Origin of the sequence: uncultured Prevotella sp. (genome assembly GCF_946407605.1) — a bacterium.
In the GTDB taxonomy this organism is placed as follows: Bacteria; Bacteroidota; Bacteroidia; order Bacteroidales; family Bacteroidaceae; genus Prevotella.
The window spans coordinates 79,978-96,622 of sequence record NZ_CAMJOS010000002.1 but is presented as its reverse complement, the minus strand read 5'-3'; the positions used below and the strand labels follow the sequence as shown (position 1 = coordinate 96,622).

The 16,645-nt window shown below is 50.3% G+C and carries 9 protein-coding genes and 1 tRNA gene; 5 read left to right on the top strand and 5 right to left on the bottom strand.

What is annotated here, in order from left to right; translation table 11 throughout:
• Positions 1-34 precede the first annotated feature (34 nt).
• Entirely contained in the window at positions 35-307 is a 273-nt protein-coding gene (locus Q0R57_RS01365; RefSeq protein WP_248505221.1) for an HU family DNA-binding protein, read from the bottom strand.
• A 224-nt stretch (positions 308-531) separates the two neighbouring features.
• On the opposite strand from Q0R57_RS01365, the gene Q0R57_RS01360 reads away from it, so the two are divergent.
• The 5 genes from Q0R57_RS01360 (at position 532) to nrdG (ending at position 9,108) form a co-directional block, all read left to right on the top strand.
• A complete protein-coding gene (locus tag Q0R57_RS01360; protein WP_294743179.1) occupies positions 532-1,575 on the top strand; it encodes a rhomboid family intramembrane serine protease in 1,044 nt (347 codons plus the stop codon).
• Between the two features lie 15 nt (positions 1,576-1,590).
• The gene (locus tag Q0R57_RS01355; RefSeq protein WP_294743177.1) at positions 1,591-2,691 is read left to right on the top strand and encodes an endonuclease/exonuclease/phosphatase family protein; all 1,101 of its coding nucleotides are present in this window, start codon (positions 1,591-1,593) and stop codon (positions 2,689-2,691) included.
• 103 nt (positions 2,692-2,794) lie between these two features.
• Complete coding sequence (gene secDF, locus Q0R57_RS01350) at positions 2,795-5,902, top strand: protein translocase subunit SecDF (protein ID WP_294743174.1); 3,108 nt, start codon at positions 2,795-2,797, stop codon at positions 5,900-5,902.
• 499 nt (positions 5,903-6,401) lie between these two features.
• On the top strand, positions 6,402-8,510 hold the full coding sequence (nrdD, locus tag Q0R57_RS01345) for an anaerobic ribonucleoside-triphosphate reductase (protein ID WP_294743172.1): 2,109 nt from the start codon (positions 6,402-6,404) through the stop codon (positions 8,508-8,510).
• 121 nt (positions 8,511-8,631) lie between these two features.
• The gene (gene nrdG, locus Q0R57_RS01340; protein ID WP_294743169.1) at positions 8,632-9,108 is read left to right on the top strand and encodes an anaerobic ribonucleoside-triphosphate reductase activating protein; all 477 of its coding nucleotides are present in this window, start codon (positions 8,632-8,634) and stop codon (positions 9,106-9,108) included.
• Between the two features lie 93 nt (positions 9,109-9,201).
• On the opposite strand, the gene Q0R57_RS01335 is transcribed toward nrdG, so the two are convergent.
• The 4 genes from Q0R57_RS01335 to Q0R57_RS01320 form a co-directional block, all read right to left on the bottom strand.
• The gene (locus Q0R57_RS01335) at positions 9,202-12,819 is read right to left on the bottom strand and encodes an alpha-L-fucosidase (RefSeq protein WP_294743165.1); all 3,618 of its coding nucleotides are present in this window, start codon (positions 12,817-12,819) and stop codon (positions 9,202-9,204) included.
• Between the two features lie 109 nt (positions 12,820-12,928).
• Positions 12,929-13,000 (bottom strand) — tRNA-Arg (locus tag Q0R57_RS01330).
• A 99-nt stretch (positions 13,001-13,099) separates the two neighbouring features.
• Positions 13,100-14,524, bottom strand: a complete 1,425-nt coding sequence (locus Q0R57_RS01325; RefSeq protein WP_294743163.1) for a DUF5723 family protein — start codon at positions 14,522-14,524, stop codon at positions 13,100-13,102.
• A 52-nt stretch (positions 14,525-14,576) separates the two neighbouring features.
• Positions 14,577-16,445, bottom strand: a complete 1,869-nt coding sequence (locus tag Q0R57_RS01320; RefSeq protein WP_294743161.1) for a hypothetical protein — start codon at positions 16,443-16,445, stop codon at positions 14,577-14,579.
• Positions 16,446-16,645 lie beyond the last annotated feature (200 nt).

Here is a 16,645-nt window from a genome sequence, read left to right as displayed (position 1 = left end):
AGGAAGTGCCTTTTCATTTTTTCTTTACAAAATATTAGTTCAGAGCGTCAGCAAGTTCTGCACCAGCCTTGAACTTTGCAACCTTCTTGGCAGCAATCTTAATCTTTGCCTTTGTTGCGGGGTTGATACCCTCACGAGCGGGGCGCTCGCTAACTGCGAATGTACCGAAACCAACGAGAGCAACCTTGTCACCAGCCTTCAGAGCGTCCTTAATAGCTGCTACTGTAGCGTCCAAAGCCTTCTTTGCATCAACTTTTGAGAGACCAGCACCTGCTGCGATCTTCTCTACCAATTCTGTTTTGTTCATAATTTTGATAGGTTTTTAAATTAAAAATATGGTTTGTTTCCAAATTCTTCCGCAAATATAATTGTAATTCTTTGAAAAACAAACAAAAAAGAAAAAAAAATCACTTTTTTAATGAAAAAAAATGCCTAAAGGCCCATTTTTGTACTAAAAAACAGATATTTTTCGTAATTTTGCGCCCGAAAGAGCAAATTTCTTGTAATAAACGTAATTTTAAACAATAGAAAATGTTTCGAAACATACCTATAGTAACAAAGTATCTGCTCATCATCAATGTGGTGGTGTTCATGATAGAGTATTTCACCACCTTGACGGTTCCTGAGCGCTCGACGCTGGCTGAGTGGGGTGCCTTGCATTTCTTCATGGCTTCCGACTTCAATCCGCTGCAATTCGTCACCTATTTATTTCTGCATGCAAGCTGGTATCACCTGTTTGGAAACATGTTTGCATTGTGGATGTTCGGTTGTATGATAGAAGATGCGTGGGGTCCGAAGAAATTCATAATATTTTACATTCTGAGTGGTATCGGTGCCGGCATCTGCCAAGAAATAGTGCAGTTTGTGGAGTTCTATTTCATGGCTATCTCACAGTTTCCCAGCTCCAGCTTCCAGGATGTGATAACCATCTTGCACAACAGCAACCTGAACGGGGCATGCACCATTGGCGCCTCTGGTTCGGTCTTTGCCGTCCTGCTGGCTTTTGGCATGACGTTCCCCAAGCGGGTTATCGGTGTGCCCCTGACTATCGTGGCATTTATCCTGTTGGAATTGGTCAACACGCATCCTATGATAGAAGGTGTACTGACAATTTTGAACAACCTCTTCTTCATTGCTATCTTCATCACGCTGCTCAGTCCCGCCAGTGCGCTGACACGTTCTCTTTGGCGTTTCTTTTTTATCAAACCTATTGAGGCACGATGGGTGGTGTTGGGATATATCGTGCTGGAGATCTTGTTTATATGGAAATTCCTGCTGGCTGACCCTGTGGCCCACATGGCTCACCTGGGCGGTGCGTTGGTGGGCTTCCTGCTCATCATTCTGTGGCGTTTCATGGATAAGAAGAAGCAGATGAGGGTGGCAAGCACCTACAACCCCAAGAACAACCCCAAGAACGACTGGAAGAGACCTGAAGACGATATGGCGTATAATGCCCGTAAGAAGGCACGTCAGGATGAGGTGGATGCCATTCTCGACAAGATCCGTACGAGTGGCTACGACAGTCTGACGAAAGAGGAGAAGAAAAGGCTCTTTGAGGCCAGTCATGAAAAATAACGATTCTGCACACTCATGTTAGACCACGTTAAGAAAGCCTTTGTGGGCATGCTGACGGGAGCCAGCGTGGTGACGGCGCTGCTGATGGTGGCTGTGGGCTATAGTGACCATATCCACCCCGAGTCGTTTCCGGAACCGCTGTTGGCTTGCATCGGACTGACCTTCCCCTTCTTCATTGTGGCAAATATCATATCGCTGGTAGTGCTGCTGCTGGTCAGATGGAAGCTTTCCATCATCCCCATTGTGGGATTCGCGCTCGCGTATGTGCCTATACGTACCTATTTTCCTATCAATGTGACGAGTGACGGTCCTGATGACTGTATCAAGATTGTGACGTATAATGTGTGCGGCTTTGGCGGCAACTATCGTTATGAGAAGGCGGTGGACACAGTGGCTAACTACCTGCGGCGTATTGATGCCGACATCGTATGCCTGCAGGAGGTGCAGGGCGGCAAGGGCGGCAACGGCTTTCAGAAGATGAAAGAGATTTATCCGTATTGCGACTCCACAAAACTGTCGCTTAGCGAGGTCCTGGTGAATGCGTTAGGCATCTTCACACGCTATCCCATCATCCGTAAGGAAATCATTGACTATCAGTCTAGTTGTAACGGGTCGGTGGCATACTATCTGCAGGTGAATGAGGATACCATCATCGTCATCAACAACCACCTGGAGGCGACCCATCTCTCTTCCGACCAGCGGAAGCGCTATAAGGAAGTACTGAAAGGCGAGATGGAGCAGGATGAGGCCGAGGAGGAGATGATTATGATTTTTGAGAAGCTTGCAGACAATATGCGGAAACGTGCCCCCGAGGCCGAGGCTGTGCACCAATATGTGGAAGCACACAGCGCATATCCCATTATTGTGTGCGGCGACTTCAACGACACACCGATATCCTATACCCGTCATATGATGGCGAAGGGACTGACAGACTGTTTCGTGTCTGCCGGCAATGGTTTCGGTTTGTCATATAATCAGAAAGGATTCAACCTAAGAATAGACCATATGATGTGTTCTTCCCACTTTGAACCCTATCATTGCTTCGTTGACGATAAAATGGATGCCAGCGACCATTATCCGCTGATTTGCAGACTAAAAATGGACGATAATCATTAAAAAATGTATGAAAGTTGCCTAAAAATTTTCCAATGTGTAAAAAAATCACTATATTTGCAGGCTCAATTGCGCGAATTATATAATACATAACATAACAAACAAAATGCAAAACAAAGGAATTGTAAAGTTTATTGCAGTTGCACTCATTCTGGTGTGCTGTTTCTATCTTTCTTTCTCGTTTGTGACTCGCCACTATGAAAGCAAGGCCGAGGCACTGCGTGCAGAACTTGGAAACAAGGCAGCAGAAGAGTATCTGGACTCAGTTTCTTCCGAAGACCATGTGTGGCTCGGAGCATGGAGTCTGGACGAGTGCCGTGAGATGGAGATTGGCCTGGGTCTTGACCTGAAGGGCGGTATGAACGTTATCCTGGAAGTGTCAGTACCTGACATCGTGAACTTCCTCGCTGGTAACAAGTACGACACCGATGAGGGTTATCGTAAGGCTTTCGATGCCGCCAAGGCCGATGGTAAGAACAATCAGTCAGATTTCATCGCTCACTTCGTAGAGCGTTGGAAGGAGTTCGGTGGTGGACGTAACCTGAACGCTATCTTTGCTACACAGCAGTTGCGTGACAAGGTGAACACCAAGAGCACTGACGATGAGGTGATAGCTGCCCTGAATGCAGAGGTGGACGCCGCTATTGACAATGCCGAGACAGTGGTTCGTACCCGTGTCGACAAGTTTGGTGTGGCTCAGCCCAACATCCAGAAGCTGAGCGGTCAGAGCCGTATCATGGTGGAGATGCCTGGTGCACAGAAGGACAAGGATCGTATCCTGAAGCTCCTCGCTGGTAGCGCCGACCTGCAGTTCCACGAGACCTATATGGCTGAGGAGGCTCTGCCTTACATCGCACAGCTGGCTAACGCCTATATGGCTGAGATGAGCAACGTGAATGCTGACAAGAAGGCTGCTGTGGCTGATACCACTGTAGCTGCTGCAGAGCCCGAGGCTGAAGTTACTGAGGAAGCTGCTGCTGACAGCGTGAACGCTCTCGATCTGGCTGCTGCCGCTGCCCAGAAGGAAGCTGGTGTACAGGAAGGTCAGGATGACGTTGTCAACCTGCTCAGCGTGCTCGATACCCGCTTTGCCGGACAGGAGAGCCTCTGTATGGTGGGTTATGCTCACGTTACTGATACCGCTGATGTCAACAAGGTCATCAACTCTGACGTTGCCAAGTCGGTGCTTCCTAAGGAGATGCGTCTGTTCTGGGATGCCAAGGTGACTAAGCTCGAGACTCAGAACGGTAAGAAGGTCAAGGTGCTGGCACTCTATGCCATCAAGATTGTTGACCCCATGGGTAAGGCTCCTCTGACGGGTGACGTAGTAACCACCGCCAAGGACGACTATAGCAACGAGATTGGTAACATCGGTCCTGTGGTGTCTATGCAGATGAACACCGAGGGTACCCGTATTTGGGCTAACCTGACCAAGATGAATGTGGGTCGTGCCATCGCCATCGTACTCGACAACGCTGTTTACAGCGCTCCTCGTGTTAACGGTGAGATTCCTAGTGGTAGCTCACAGATCTCTGGTAAGTTCACACAGGCTGATACCAAGGACCTGGCAAACACCCTGAACTCAGGTAAGATGCCCGCCCCTCTGTCTATCGCTTCTTATCAGATGGTAGGTCCTTCACTGGGTGCACAGTCTATCCAGCAGGGTATCGTTTCATTCATCGTAGCTTTCGTGCTGTTGATGTGTGTCATGATCCTGCTTTATAACTGGATCCCCGGTATGCTGGCCAACTGCGCCCTGCTGTTCAACCTGTTCTTCACCTTGGGTATCCTCACCTCGTTCCAGGCTGCACTGACAATGCCAGGTATCGCCGGTATCGTGCTGACACTGGGTACTGCTGTGGATGCTAACGTGCTTATCTATGAACGTACGAAGGAAGAGCTGCGTAAGGGTCTCAACATCAAGGAGGCTCTGAACAAGGGTTATGCTAACGCCTTCTCGGCTATCTTCGACTCTAACTTGACATCATTGATCACTGGTATCATCCTGTTCGTATTTGGTACAGGTCCTATCCGCGGTTTCGCAACGACCCTCATCATCGGTATCTGCGTATCGTTCTTCACCGCCGTGTTCATGACCCGTCTGGTTTATGACCGTCAGATGAAGAAGGACAAGTGGCAGAACCTCACCTTCTATACCCCGATTTCAAAGAACCTCATGCAGGGCACGAAGTTCAACTTCATGGGTGCATTCAAGACCTCTTACCTGGTATGGGCAGTAGCTGCTGTCATCTTCGTTGTCAGCTTCTTCGTCCGTGGCCTCAGCAAGAGTATTGACTTCACCGGTGGTCGTAACTATGTTGTCGTGCTCGACAAGCAGGTTCCCGTCGAGGATGTACGTGCTGCCTTCACTGGTGCTTTCTCTACCAACGACGAGCAGAGTTCTAACCCCGGTTCACCTGCCAGCACCACCATCATCGCTTTGGGTGATGCTTCTAACCGCACCGTACGTATCTCTACCAACTGGGACTACGACGTGAACAGCCCTGTGGTTGACGACGTTATCGAGGACAGCATCTACAGCGTGCTCTCTAAGGCTGGACTTATCCAGGCCGAGACCACCAAGGATGAGTTCCGTACACCTCCCGCAAACGAAGAGGATAACTCTAAGGGTACCATCGTCAGCTCTACAAAGGTAGGTCCTTCTGTGGCTAAGACCATCACCAAGGGCGCTATCATCAGCGTGCTGCTGGCTCTGATTGCTATCTTCCTCTACATCCTGCTGCGCTTCCGCAACGTGGCCTTCTCTATCGGCTCTATCGTTGCCCTGGCCCTCGATGCTCTGGCAGTTATCGGTTTCTACTCACTGCTGCACACTTGGGTGCCTATGTCACTCGAAATAGACCAGACGTTCATTGGTGCTATCCTGACTGTGATTGGTTACTCAATCAACGATAAGGTGGTGGTCTTCGACCGTATCCGTGAGAACATGGGTCTCTATAACAAGCGTGACCGCAAGAGCCTGTTCAACGATTCGCTGAACCAGACCCTGGCTCGTACCATCAATACCTCAGTGACGACGTTGATCGTGTTGCTCACCATCTTCTTCTTAGGTGGCGACAGCATCCGCTCATTCGCCTTCGCTATGATTCTGGGTGTTATCTTCGGTACACTGTCTTCAATCTTCATCGCAGCTCCTACTGCTTATCTCACCATGAGCAAGAAGGACCGCAAAGAAGATCTTGAGGCCATCTAATAGCAGAAAAAATAGTTTGTCTTTATATAAAGATGTACGCGCATGAGTATGTGCGTACATCTTTTTTTATATCACAGCAACGCTGTTGCTGCAGAGGTGACAACAGCTGATATCCTTCAGCATATCATGTGATGTCCTTCATCTTATCATGTGATAAACTACGGCTTATTCTATTGTTATCCTTTAGCTTGTTCTATTGCTATCCTGCGACTGTATCGTACAGCACATATTCAAGTAAGTTGGTGTAATAGAGTTTATTACCAGGACTTTAAGGAAGCGGCAGTGTAGTGGCCTTCTTTTCCGAGGTCAAGGAATCGAAAATTTTTCATTTAATTTTTGTGAAAAGCATTGGTTATTTTCCGAAAGTTTTGTATCTTTGCACTCGATTTCGGTTGGCAGAAATGGAAAACTTTTTGCAACCCAAAAATGAAAAAGTTATCCAAAACGGAAAACCTATTCACTGTCATAGGCCTAAAAACAAACGTAAAATAACATAATAATGGAAATAAAGAACTTTACCATCACGAAGCGAGATGGCTCTAAAGACCGCTTCTCCTTAGACAAGATTATGAACGCCATTACAAAGGCGTTCGAGAGTGTTGACGAACCCGCTGACTTGGGTACTATCTCCAAGATTATCAGTCACTTGGATATCAAGGATGATATCAAGGTGGAGGATATTCAGAACCAGGTGGAGGTAGCCCTGATGCGCGAAGGTTTCTATAAGGTGGCAAAGTCTTTCATCCTTTATCGTCAGGAGCATACCGAGGATCGTGAGACATTGGAGAAGATGATGTTCCTCTCCGAATATATGGAGTCGGTGAACGCAGCAACAGGTTCGAAGTATGACGCCAATGCCAACGTGGAGCACAAAAATATTGCCACGCTGATTGGTGAGCTGCCTAAATCAAACTTCATCCGTCTGAATCGCCGTCTGCTCACCGAGCGCATCAAGAAGATGTATGGCAAGCAGCTGGCCGACGAGTATATCGACAAGCTGACACACCACTTTATATATAAGAACGACGAGACCAGTCTGGCTAACTACTGCGCCTCTATCACCATGTACCCCTGGCTCATCGGTGGTACGCTGGCCATTGGTGGCAACTCTACCGCCCCCACCAACATGAAGTCGTTTGCCGGTGGCTTCGTCAACATGGTGTTTATGGTTAGCTCCATGCTGAGTGGTGCCTGCGCCACCCCCGAGTTCCTCATGTATATGAACTACTTCATGGGTAAGGAGTATGGTCTGGACTACTACAAGCGAGCTGACCAGCAGGCTGACCTGAGTCTGAAGAAGCGCACCATCGACAAGGTCATCACCGACTATTTCGAGCAGATTGTCTATACGCTGAACCAGCCCACTGGTGCCCGTAACTACCAGGCTGTGTTTTGGAACATTGCCTACTACGACAAGTACTACTTCCAGAGCATCTTCGGCGAGTTCTACTTCCCCGATGGATCACAGCCCGACTGGGACGGTCTTTCTTGGTTGCAGAAGCGCTTCATGAAGTGGTTCAACAAGGAGCGCACCAAGACCCTGCTGACCTTCCCCGTAGAGACGATGGCACTGCTGGTCGACGAGAATGGCGAGTGCAAGGATAAGGAGTGGGGTGAGTTCACCGCCGAGATGTATTCCGAGGGCCACTCGTTCTTCACCTATATGAGCGACAATGCCGACTCTCTGTCGAGCTGCTGCCGTCTGCGCAACGAGATCACCGACAATGGCTTCAGCTATACCCTGGGTGCCGGTGGCGTGTCAACAGGTTCTAAGTCTGTGCTCACCATCAACTTGAACCGTTGTATCCAGTATGCCGTCAACAACAAGATGGACTATCTGGAGTACCTGGGTGGCATCATAGACCTGTGTCATAAGGTGCAGATAGCCTACAACGAGAACCTCAAGGAACTGCAGGCTCACGGCATGCTGCCCCTCTTCGATGCAGGCTATATCAACATCAACCGCCAGTATCTCACCATCGGTATCAACGGCTTGGTAGAGGCTGCCGAGTTCATGGGACTGAAGATTACCCCCAACGATGAGTATAAGGCATTCGTACAGGGTATCCTGGGCTTGATCGAGAAGTACAACAAGCAGTATCGCACTAAGGAGGTGATGTTCAACTGCGAGATGATTCCTGCCGAGAATGTTGGTGTGAAGCACGCCAAGTGGGATCGTGAGGATGGCTACTTCGTGCCACGCGACTGCTACAACAGTTATTTCTATGTTGTTGAGGACGACTCACTCAGCGTTATCGATAAGTTCAAGCTGCACGGCGCACCCTATATCGAGCACCTCACTGGTGGCTCAGCTCTGCACATGAACCTGGAGGAGCACCTGTCGAAGGAGCAGTACCTGCACCTGCTGAAGGTGGCTGCTATGGAAGGCTGCAACTACTTCACGTTCAACATCCCCAACACCGTTTGCAACAAGTGTGGCCACATTGACAAGCGTTATCTGCACGAGTGTCCTGAGTGCCACTCTAAGGATGTGGACTATATGACCCGTATCATTGGTTATCTGAAGCGTGTCAGCAACTTCTCACAGGCTCGTCAGGAAGAGGCCGCACGCCGCTTCTATGCTCACGCAGAAAAAATTAGTAATTAGAAATTAGCAATTAGTAATTATGGTTACCATGCAAGCCTTTCATTTGTCATCCGCATTTGTCTGCGGCATGTCTAATCATAATTACTAATTACTCATTATTAATTACTCATAAAAAAACATCATGCTGAAGTACGTAAATACAGGAGTTGTTTTTCAGGAGATACCCGACGAGGTGACGCTGGCCATCAATATCAGCGGTTGCCCCTGTCGCTGTCCAGGCTGTCACAGCCAGTATCTATGGGAGGACATCGGATTGCCACTCAATACCGAGGCGCTGGATGATTTCATCGAGCGCTTCGGCAACGATATCACCTGTCTGGCTTTCATGGGAGGCGATGCCGACCCGAAAGGAGTATGCATGCTGGCAGAGTATATCCATGTGACGTACCCACAGTTTAAGGTGGCTTGGTACAGCGGTCGCTTGCGTCTGCCTTCCAACATCAAAAAGACCGACTTTGATTATGTCAAGATAGGGCCTTATATCCGTCATTTAGGTCCTTTGAAGAGTCCCACTACCAACCAGCGGCTTTACCGTCAGACGGAGGACGGTAACTTTGAGGACATTACCTACCGCTTTTGGCGCAAGGTGGCTCTGTAAGAAGAGTGTTTTTAGGTAACAAAACGGCCCGCAAACAGAGAGTGTTTACGGGCTGTTTCTTTTTTTGTCTCCCTTAGGGACTGCAGAAGTATATCAGGGTTTGACGAGTACCTTCTTTCCGTTGATGATATAGAGACCACGGATAGGCTTGGCGACTCGCTGTCCGTTGAGGTTATAGTATGTTTGTATAGCTTCGTTCAGACCTCTTATTTCATGGATGCCTGAGGCTTCGTCACCCAGATACTCCAGGGTGAAGTGATCAAACTTACAGTCGTTACTGGTGTAGTTCTTCAGCTCTACGCCAAGGGTCAGCATGCCGTCGGTGACGTTGGTGGTGACGCTGGCGGTGCTATTCTTCAGCTTTGTCATATCGGCCTTGTCGGCATTGGCAAAGAGCCAGGCACCACTATGGATGGTGGAAGCGCTGGTGCGCACGCTGAGACGGTATTTGCCGCTGGGCAGCCCGCTGACCTGCTGAGAGATGGTGCGGTCGGTGAGGTTGCCAGAGCCCTGCCACTTGTTGAAGTAGCTGTCGCCCACCTTGGCAGGCAGGTAGTTGGCATACTCCACTTCGAAGGCGTCGCTCTGCGAGAGTGTCCATCCCACGGGCTGCTTGGCGTGGAAATTGTTGTAGCGGGTGGCGTCGGCATTGGTGATGACGTAGGAGATATCGATGGCATTATCCTCACTAGCCTTGGCGATATTCTCGGCAGCAGCGACGTAGTTACCACGCAGGATGGCGTAGATGTCATAGTGTCCGGCATCGTCGATGGTGTTGTTGCCGCAGATCTCGTTGGACCCATCGTAGCGTCCCAGAAAGCCATCCCTATTGCAAAGCCGCCATGAGGCATCGGGCATAGTGGCATAGCCTGCCACTATGTAGGCACGATCGACCCATCCCTCGCCGTTGTTCTCAGTGCGGTAGGTCCACTCGTTAGGTGCGTCGTTGCTCTGCAGACAGACATCGGGATAGCCTGCACAGGTGATGACGGCATATTGCGGTATGGCAGCCAGGTTGAACTTGATGGGGTTATGGTTGGAGTCAAAGCCATCAATAGTAAAGATGGCCCGTTTGTTGACCTCGGGATAGACGTCAGACTGGTACCACAAGGTCTGGTAGGACGAGCCCTGACGGTTGCCGGTGCCGAGTACCAGACCCGTATCGGTGTCGTGTTCGTAGATGGCAAAGAAATACTGACTGGCATCGCCCAGATTCACACACTTCTCCCAGCCGTTAGCCTCGGAGTGCATCTCACCAGCCTCCTTAGGGGTGTAGAGGCACACCTGCTCGGCACGGAACTCCTGAGTGGCAGAGCCATTGAGCAGGTCGGCCTGGAAGCCGATATAGACCTCGGTCTCGGCGTCTAACTGGAAGTAGAGGCCCTGTGTGGTGAGGTCGCCTGTGCACTGGCTGATGGGATAGTAGGCGATGCTCTGGGTGGGGATGTCGGCAGTGGCGCAGAGCTGCGTGCTGACAAACATATAGGCCTGGGCACTCATATTATAAGTGGTGTTATAGGCCGCGCCGAAGTAGTACTTACCTGCAGGAAGCGTCATTTTACGATAGAGGCGGGCGTTAGAGAGGTTGCCTGTGGTGTTCTTCGAGGCATCGTTCCACACGCCGAGCATCAGGGCCTCGCGACCACTATATTTGTCGAGGCCCTGCTTGGTGCCGTCGCTGCCATTAGGGATGTTGAAGTTCTCGACGGTCCAGTATTTGGGCTTACCGAAACGACTGCTACCGCCTGCAGCACGTGAAAAATCCTGTGCCTCGATGAGCTGTTGCGTGGTGAGGTTCTCATCGATGGCGCCGTTGAAGGCACCACCCTTATTGACGCCATCGCTGAGGAACAGTCGGTAGGCTGCAGCAAGGGCTTCACGGGCTGAGATGCACATATCGTCAGAAGAGCCGACATTCACGCCTTTGGCCTTGGCGAGGGCTTCGCGCAGCTGGTCGAGCTTGGCAGGACTCAGCTTGCCAGTGTTATAGGCCTGTACCTTCGTGGCGGACTCATTAACAACAGTTTCCACACCATTGATGAGCTCCTGCAGCACGTCGTAGGCATTGCGCTCGTCTGTCTTGAAAGTGATGCGGAAGACGGGGGCGATATTGTTGGGCTTTGTACTGGGAACTTGTATGGTGAGGCCGTTGATGTCCTGCGTGAACGCCACGTCACCACCGCCAAGGAGGGTCACCTTGTCCACCTCGCCGACATACGACGGTTCAGCGATGGAGAATGCCTTGAAGGTAAAAGCACCTGCTGCGGGCCAGGCCATGATGGTGGCGTAGACAGTTGAAAGGTGAGAGTTCTTGGACAAGCCAAGCGGCAAAGCCGAGCGTAAAGTTGAAAGTTTCTGCACGTAACGCACATCCTGTGCCGAGTAGGCCTGTCCCTCGTTGAAGCCCTGAGCATTCATGGGGTTGGCAGCCTCTGCCAACGGACCTTCACCGAAGGTCTTCCACATGCGGGTGCCGTAGATACTCTCGCCATTGATGTCGAGCCAGGCCTTGATGTCGGCCAACACCTGTCGCTCACGGCTGTCGATGGTGCCATTGCCTTTGACGGGGATAGACAACAGCAGGTTACCATTCTTAGAGACCACATCGATGAGCATACGGATGACGGTGGCACCACTCTTATAACCATTATTATTATAGACATTCTGGTCGTAGTGCCACTGGCCTATGCAGGTGCAGGTCTGCCAGTAGTTCGTCTGCGGACGGTCGGGGATGCCACGCTCCACGTCCCACATCATATAACCTTTCTGCTGGTCGGTGAGCTGTTTTCCCGTTACCACCACCTGCTGCTTGCCGTCGTGGCCCTCGGCACTGTGGTTATAATAGTGCTGCAAGATATTCTTGCCTATTTGGTCGTCGCAGCCATAGAATGGCATGGCGGTATCGTCGAAGTAGATCATGTCGGGGTCGTAGTCGTTGATTAGTTCCAGCACACGGTTCTGGAACTTCTGCTTATAGGCCTGCGAGGGCTGTGAGGCACCATTGCCCCACTCCCACTGCGAGTGTATGGTGCCGCTGTTGTCCCAACCCGTGGAGTGGGTGTGGTTCTGGGCGTAGAGCTCCTGAGGGTCCATTCCCTCCCACCACTTGCCGGTGCCGTCGTCCTTGGTCAGGTTGCCATCATAGCGCTGCGAGGGCTCGAGCCATGTCCAGGCATGTGAGGCGTGAATAGAGACACCCAAAGGTAGTCCCTCGGCCTTACAGGCGTCGCTCCATCCTTTGATGATATCTTTCTTTGGTCCTACGTTCACCGAGTTCCACTCCTGATAGGGTGAGTTCCAGTTATCGAAGTTGTCGTGATGATTGCCCAGAGCCATGAAATAGCGGGCACCCACACTCTTATAGAGGCTCACCAGCTCCTGCGGGTCCCACTGGTCGGCCTTCCATGCATTACACAGGTCCTTCAGTCCGAAGTTCTTCGGATTGCCATAGTGCGACACGTGGTAGTTATACTGTCCACTGCCCTCGTAGTACATAAAACGTGCATACCAGTCGCCATCCTCGGCCTGACACTGTGGGCCCCAGTGTGCCCAGATGCCGAACTTGGCATCCATGAACCATTCGGGACACTCCCACTGGCTTAGCGACTCCCAGTCGTTGCCAAACGTGCCGGTCTTCACGGCAACATCATCATTCTGTGCACCAACGGACAATGACACTGCCGTCAGCAGCAAAACAAATAGCTTCTTCATTCTTTTAATCTTCTTGTAGTTAGTATTTCGGCTGCAAAATTACAAAACTATTTGTTTTCCATGCCACAATATTTTATCCAATGATAGGACAAAATTGACAAATAGTTAGTACCCCGACCGAGAATCGAACTCGGAACTAAGCTTTAGGAGAGCCTTGTTATATCCATTTAACTATCAGGGCATCAGCGTTTGCGGGTGCAAAGATAGTGAGAAAAGCGCAAAAAACCAAAAAAAGGAGCATGAAAATCATCATGCTCCTTTGCTTTTATGGTTTACGACGTTAGAACGCCACGTTCATACCGAAGTTGAAGCTGACATTGCTGTCGAGGGGAACCATCGATTTACCAGTCTTACCAATCATGTGGTCCATGCCGAGGAAGATGTTCATGGCATTGGGGTGGATATTGAGCACCCAACCCATGGTGGTGCAATAAGAGGTCACTGCCATGTTGAGGCCGCCATTGAGCCACTTCAGGGGCTCGTAGTTGGCGCTGAGGCGTCCCTCGGTCCAGCTGTAGATGCCGTCGAAACGATGGGTACCCAGCAAGCCGAACTTCACCTTGTCATAGACGGGGAGGGGATACTCCACACCCAGACGCATGGTAGCTGCCAGCGCCTTGGTCTTACCGCTCTCGGTGCCCTTGTCCTGCAGGTTGGCAAAGTCCTTGAAGTCATCGCTGATCTCGTCGCCACCGCTCTCGAAGCTGCCATTCTCATAGCGCATCTTGAAACCAGTAAACTCGAAGGGGTCGCCTGACGACTCAGCCACCATGGTGTTGCTCCAGCTGATGAAGCCGAGGTCCTTCAGGGCCAAGCTCACCTTGGCACCATTGAGCCAGTCGAGGTCCATATCCTTGAACTCATACACGGCACCGAGGTCCAGTCCGAGACCGAAGCCACCAATCTTGGCGTTGTCGTAGTCCACACCGTCCACGCGGTTAAAGTACTGACCTGGATGGGTCTTATACTCTTCCTTTACGTTCTTGAACTTAGCGCCTTCCATCATTAGTTCGCCACGTGCCTTACCCTGGATGAGCCAGGTGTCGCCAACCATCTTGGCCGAGACACCATTCATGGAGAAGTCGGCATAGGCAGCGCCTAACAGAATCTTAACCTTGGCACCCACACGCAGGTTGTCCATAATCTTGCGAGAGTGACCGAACGCTATCTCAGCATAGCTCCAGCCGCGCATGCCGAGGTCGTCGAAGGAATACTCCTTGTTACTCATGTTCTTTGCAAAGTCGAAGAACTCATATGGCAGCTGCATGCCCAGATGGGTGCGCTCCATAATCTCGATGGTGTTGTAACCGCCCCAGCTCTTGAAACCAACAGAAACGATGGGGATGTCCATATCGAATATCAGGTCGTTGCCGTTCTTGTCAAGTCCCTTCAGGGCCTCGTCGGCGCTGATGCCCGGATGCATAAAGGTAGCCGTCTTCTTGGCGTTGGGATACTTCGGATTGCCGTAGTAGGGGTTCTTAAACAGTACGTCGCCCACGCCAAACGATCCTTGCAGCTTAACGTTGAGGTTACCCAGGACAGGGATGGCGATATAGGTCTGCTCGTTACCATAGGCGGCATTCATGTCGTGGCGATACTTGAAGTCGTCGGTGAAGTAGGCCGAGTTCAGTTCCTGCGCCATCATGGTTCCAGCCGATGCCGTAAGTGCTGCGGCCAGTATATATTTTCTAAATGATGTTTTCATAATCTGTGAAGTCTTTTAGTGTTTGATAATATATTCTGTTTCGCACTACGGTTTAGTTGTCCAAATTGATAGTAATCTTACCGTTCAGCTTAGCCTTCATGTCCTTAATCTGGATGGTGTGCTTGCGACCATTCAGCGGCGTGGTGTCGCCGTTCGACTTGGCATAGACTGAATACTTGATACCGTCGAGCTTCTTCAGACCGTCGCCAGTGGTTGTAACCACCATGGTTATCTTGCTTGAAGTGTTGGGGCTGACGCTTACCTTGGTCATGTTGATATTGACAATGCTGCTGATGTCGGTACCACCAACACCCATCGGAGTGGGCTTGTCGATCTCCAGTACCAGCGGGGTGTTGTTGATAATCTCACCCTCAACGGTCAGCGTTGATGTGCCGTCCAGGTCGATGTCGTTGTCGTTCAGGTCTTTGTTCCAGTCATCGGTTTTGTCGTCATAGACAATGCACGAGCCATCGTTGAGCGACAGGGGAGCCTCGATGAAGTAGGTGGGCTGGATGCTGTAGTTCTTGTTCAGATAAACCTTATAGAAGTTGGCAGAGTCGGCCTTGGCGTCGCAGTCGAACTCAATCTCGTCAGGAATATTGGTCAGCAGGTTGCCAATGTCGCCAGAACCGTCGGCATCGCCCTTCCAGTGGTAGTCGGTATATCCGCTCTTGCTGGCGCGGTTGTCCTTACGGCTAATCAGCACCTTCGACTTAGAGTTCTGGTTAATCTTGATGCCGTTAACCACGATAGAGGCCCTCTTCGACTTGTCGATGACTGGCGTCATCTTCACACTCACGGTGCCAGGCAATGGCATGGTGCTGGTGACACCCAGCTCCAGGAACAGGTCTGCGAGGTCGATATTTACGCCGTCCTTGGTCAGGAAGTCGGGGATATCGGTAATCTTCACGGGGTCGATGCTCAGGTCGATATCGGGGAAGAAACGGCCTGTTACGTCGCGGAACTCCATCTTAGGCTTGTAGCCCTCACCCAGGGTGAACACACTGCTGATATAGAAGTCGTCATCGCTCTTACCTATGATCTGTGTGATGATATCATCAGCCAGGTCATTCTCGTCGTACTTCACATCAATGAATACCAGACCCTTGATAATCACCTGTGCCAGGTCCTGCTTGAAATTAGTAGAAGCATTGAACTTCAGCTCCTGAATGTCGGTGCCAAAAGTCTTCTTGGCTTTGGTGAAGTCCATGGCTACGATGTTACCAGTGATAATCAGGTCAGAACCGGTCTTGATTTCTGTGATATGTATCTTACCGTCGGTGACAGGCATTGACACTTCGCCTTCGCCATTCATCTTCACGCGTACCTCATTATTCTCGAAGCTGAAGAAGTCGGGCAACTCCAGCTCCAGTTCCGTGAACTTACCCAGAGCATTGGCCAGAGCATTAGAGAACTGCTCAGTCAGCTTAAAGGGCACGGGGGCGATTTCAGCATTCTGCAATTCGCGGATGGCACCCGTCAGGTTGTTCTCCGTAAAGTCGAAGGTGGTAATCGTCTTGTTAAAGTTGTAGACAGCTCTCCTCATGTTCACTTCGCGAGCGTTGTGGGTCGAGGCGATAGGCACCACAAACTTATAGGTCTGAATCTTGTTGGCATCCAGGTCCACGCTCACGGGGTCGATCTTCACGTCGGTGGCGTCGATGCCGTCATCGTCCTTGTAGAAGCGATAGTTGCCACCGAAGATGGTGTCGATACAGTCGCTGTCGTCAATCTTGAAGATGTTAATCAACTGGATGGGATCGGAGCCACCACCAGGGATGGTGAAACCATTCGTACCCACACCCAACAAAGTGTCTACCTCACCAACGTCGATGCCGTCGTCGGTGGAGCATCCTGCCATCATCAAGCCGCCTGCAACTAAGAAGCAGCACGAAAGCATTTTCGTCATTTTTGTCTTCATACTTTTAGGTTTTAAATATTATTATTAATAATTGTTGCTGCATTTTATATTGGCTTTGCAAATTTAAACAAATTTAATTTAACAGCCAAGAAAAATCACAATTATTTAACGATTTGTCGTAAAATATAGGCTAAGAGTACAAATTTTGCCGCTATAATGCAGTCGAGAGGGATTTTTTTCGTAACTTTGCACCCAATTAT

What these genes read in the sequence shown, in the direction of transcription:
- Q0R57_RS01320 (WP_294743161.1), bottom strand. Translation starts at nt 16,445, where the DNA reads ATGAAGACAAAAATGACGAAAATGCTTTCGTGCTGCTTCTTAGTTGCA.
- Q0R57_RS01335 (WP_294743165.1), bottom strand. Translation starts at nt 12,819, where the DNA reads ATGAAGAAGCTATTTGTTTTGCTGCTGACGGCAGTGTCATTGTCCGTT.
- secDF (WP_294743174.1), top strand. Translation starts at nt 2,795, where the DNA reads ATGCAAAACAAAGGAATTGTAAAGTTTATTGCAGTTGCACTCATTCTG.
- Q0R57_RS01355 (WP_294743177.1), top strand. Translation starts at nt 1,591, where the DNA reads ATGTTAGACCACGTTAAGAAAGCCTTTGTGGGCATGCTGACGGGAGCC.
- nrdG (WP_294743169.1), top strand. Translation starts at nt 8,632, where the DNA reads ATGCTGAAGTACGTAAATACAGGAGTTGTTTTTCAGGAGATACCCGAC.
- nrdD (WP_294743172.1), top strand. Translation starts at nt 6,402, where the DNA reads ATGGAAATAAAGAACTTTACCATCACGAAGCGAGATGGCTCTAAAGAC.
- Q0R57_RS01365 (WP_248505221.1), bottom strand. Translation starts at nt 307, where the DNA reads ATGAACAAAACAGAATTGGTAGAGAAGATCGCAGCAGGTGCTGGTCTC.
- Q0R57_RS01360 (WP_294743179.1), top strand. Translation starts at nt 532, where the DNA reads ATGTTTCGAAACATACCTATAGTAACAAAGTATCTGCTCATCATCAAT.
- Q0R57_RS01325 (WP_294743163.1), bottom strand. Translation starts at nt 14,524, where the DNA reads ATGAAAACATCATTTAGAAAATATATACTGGCCGCAGCACTTACGGCA.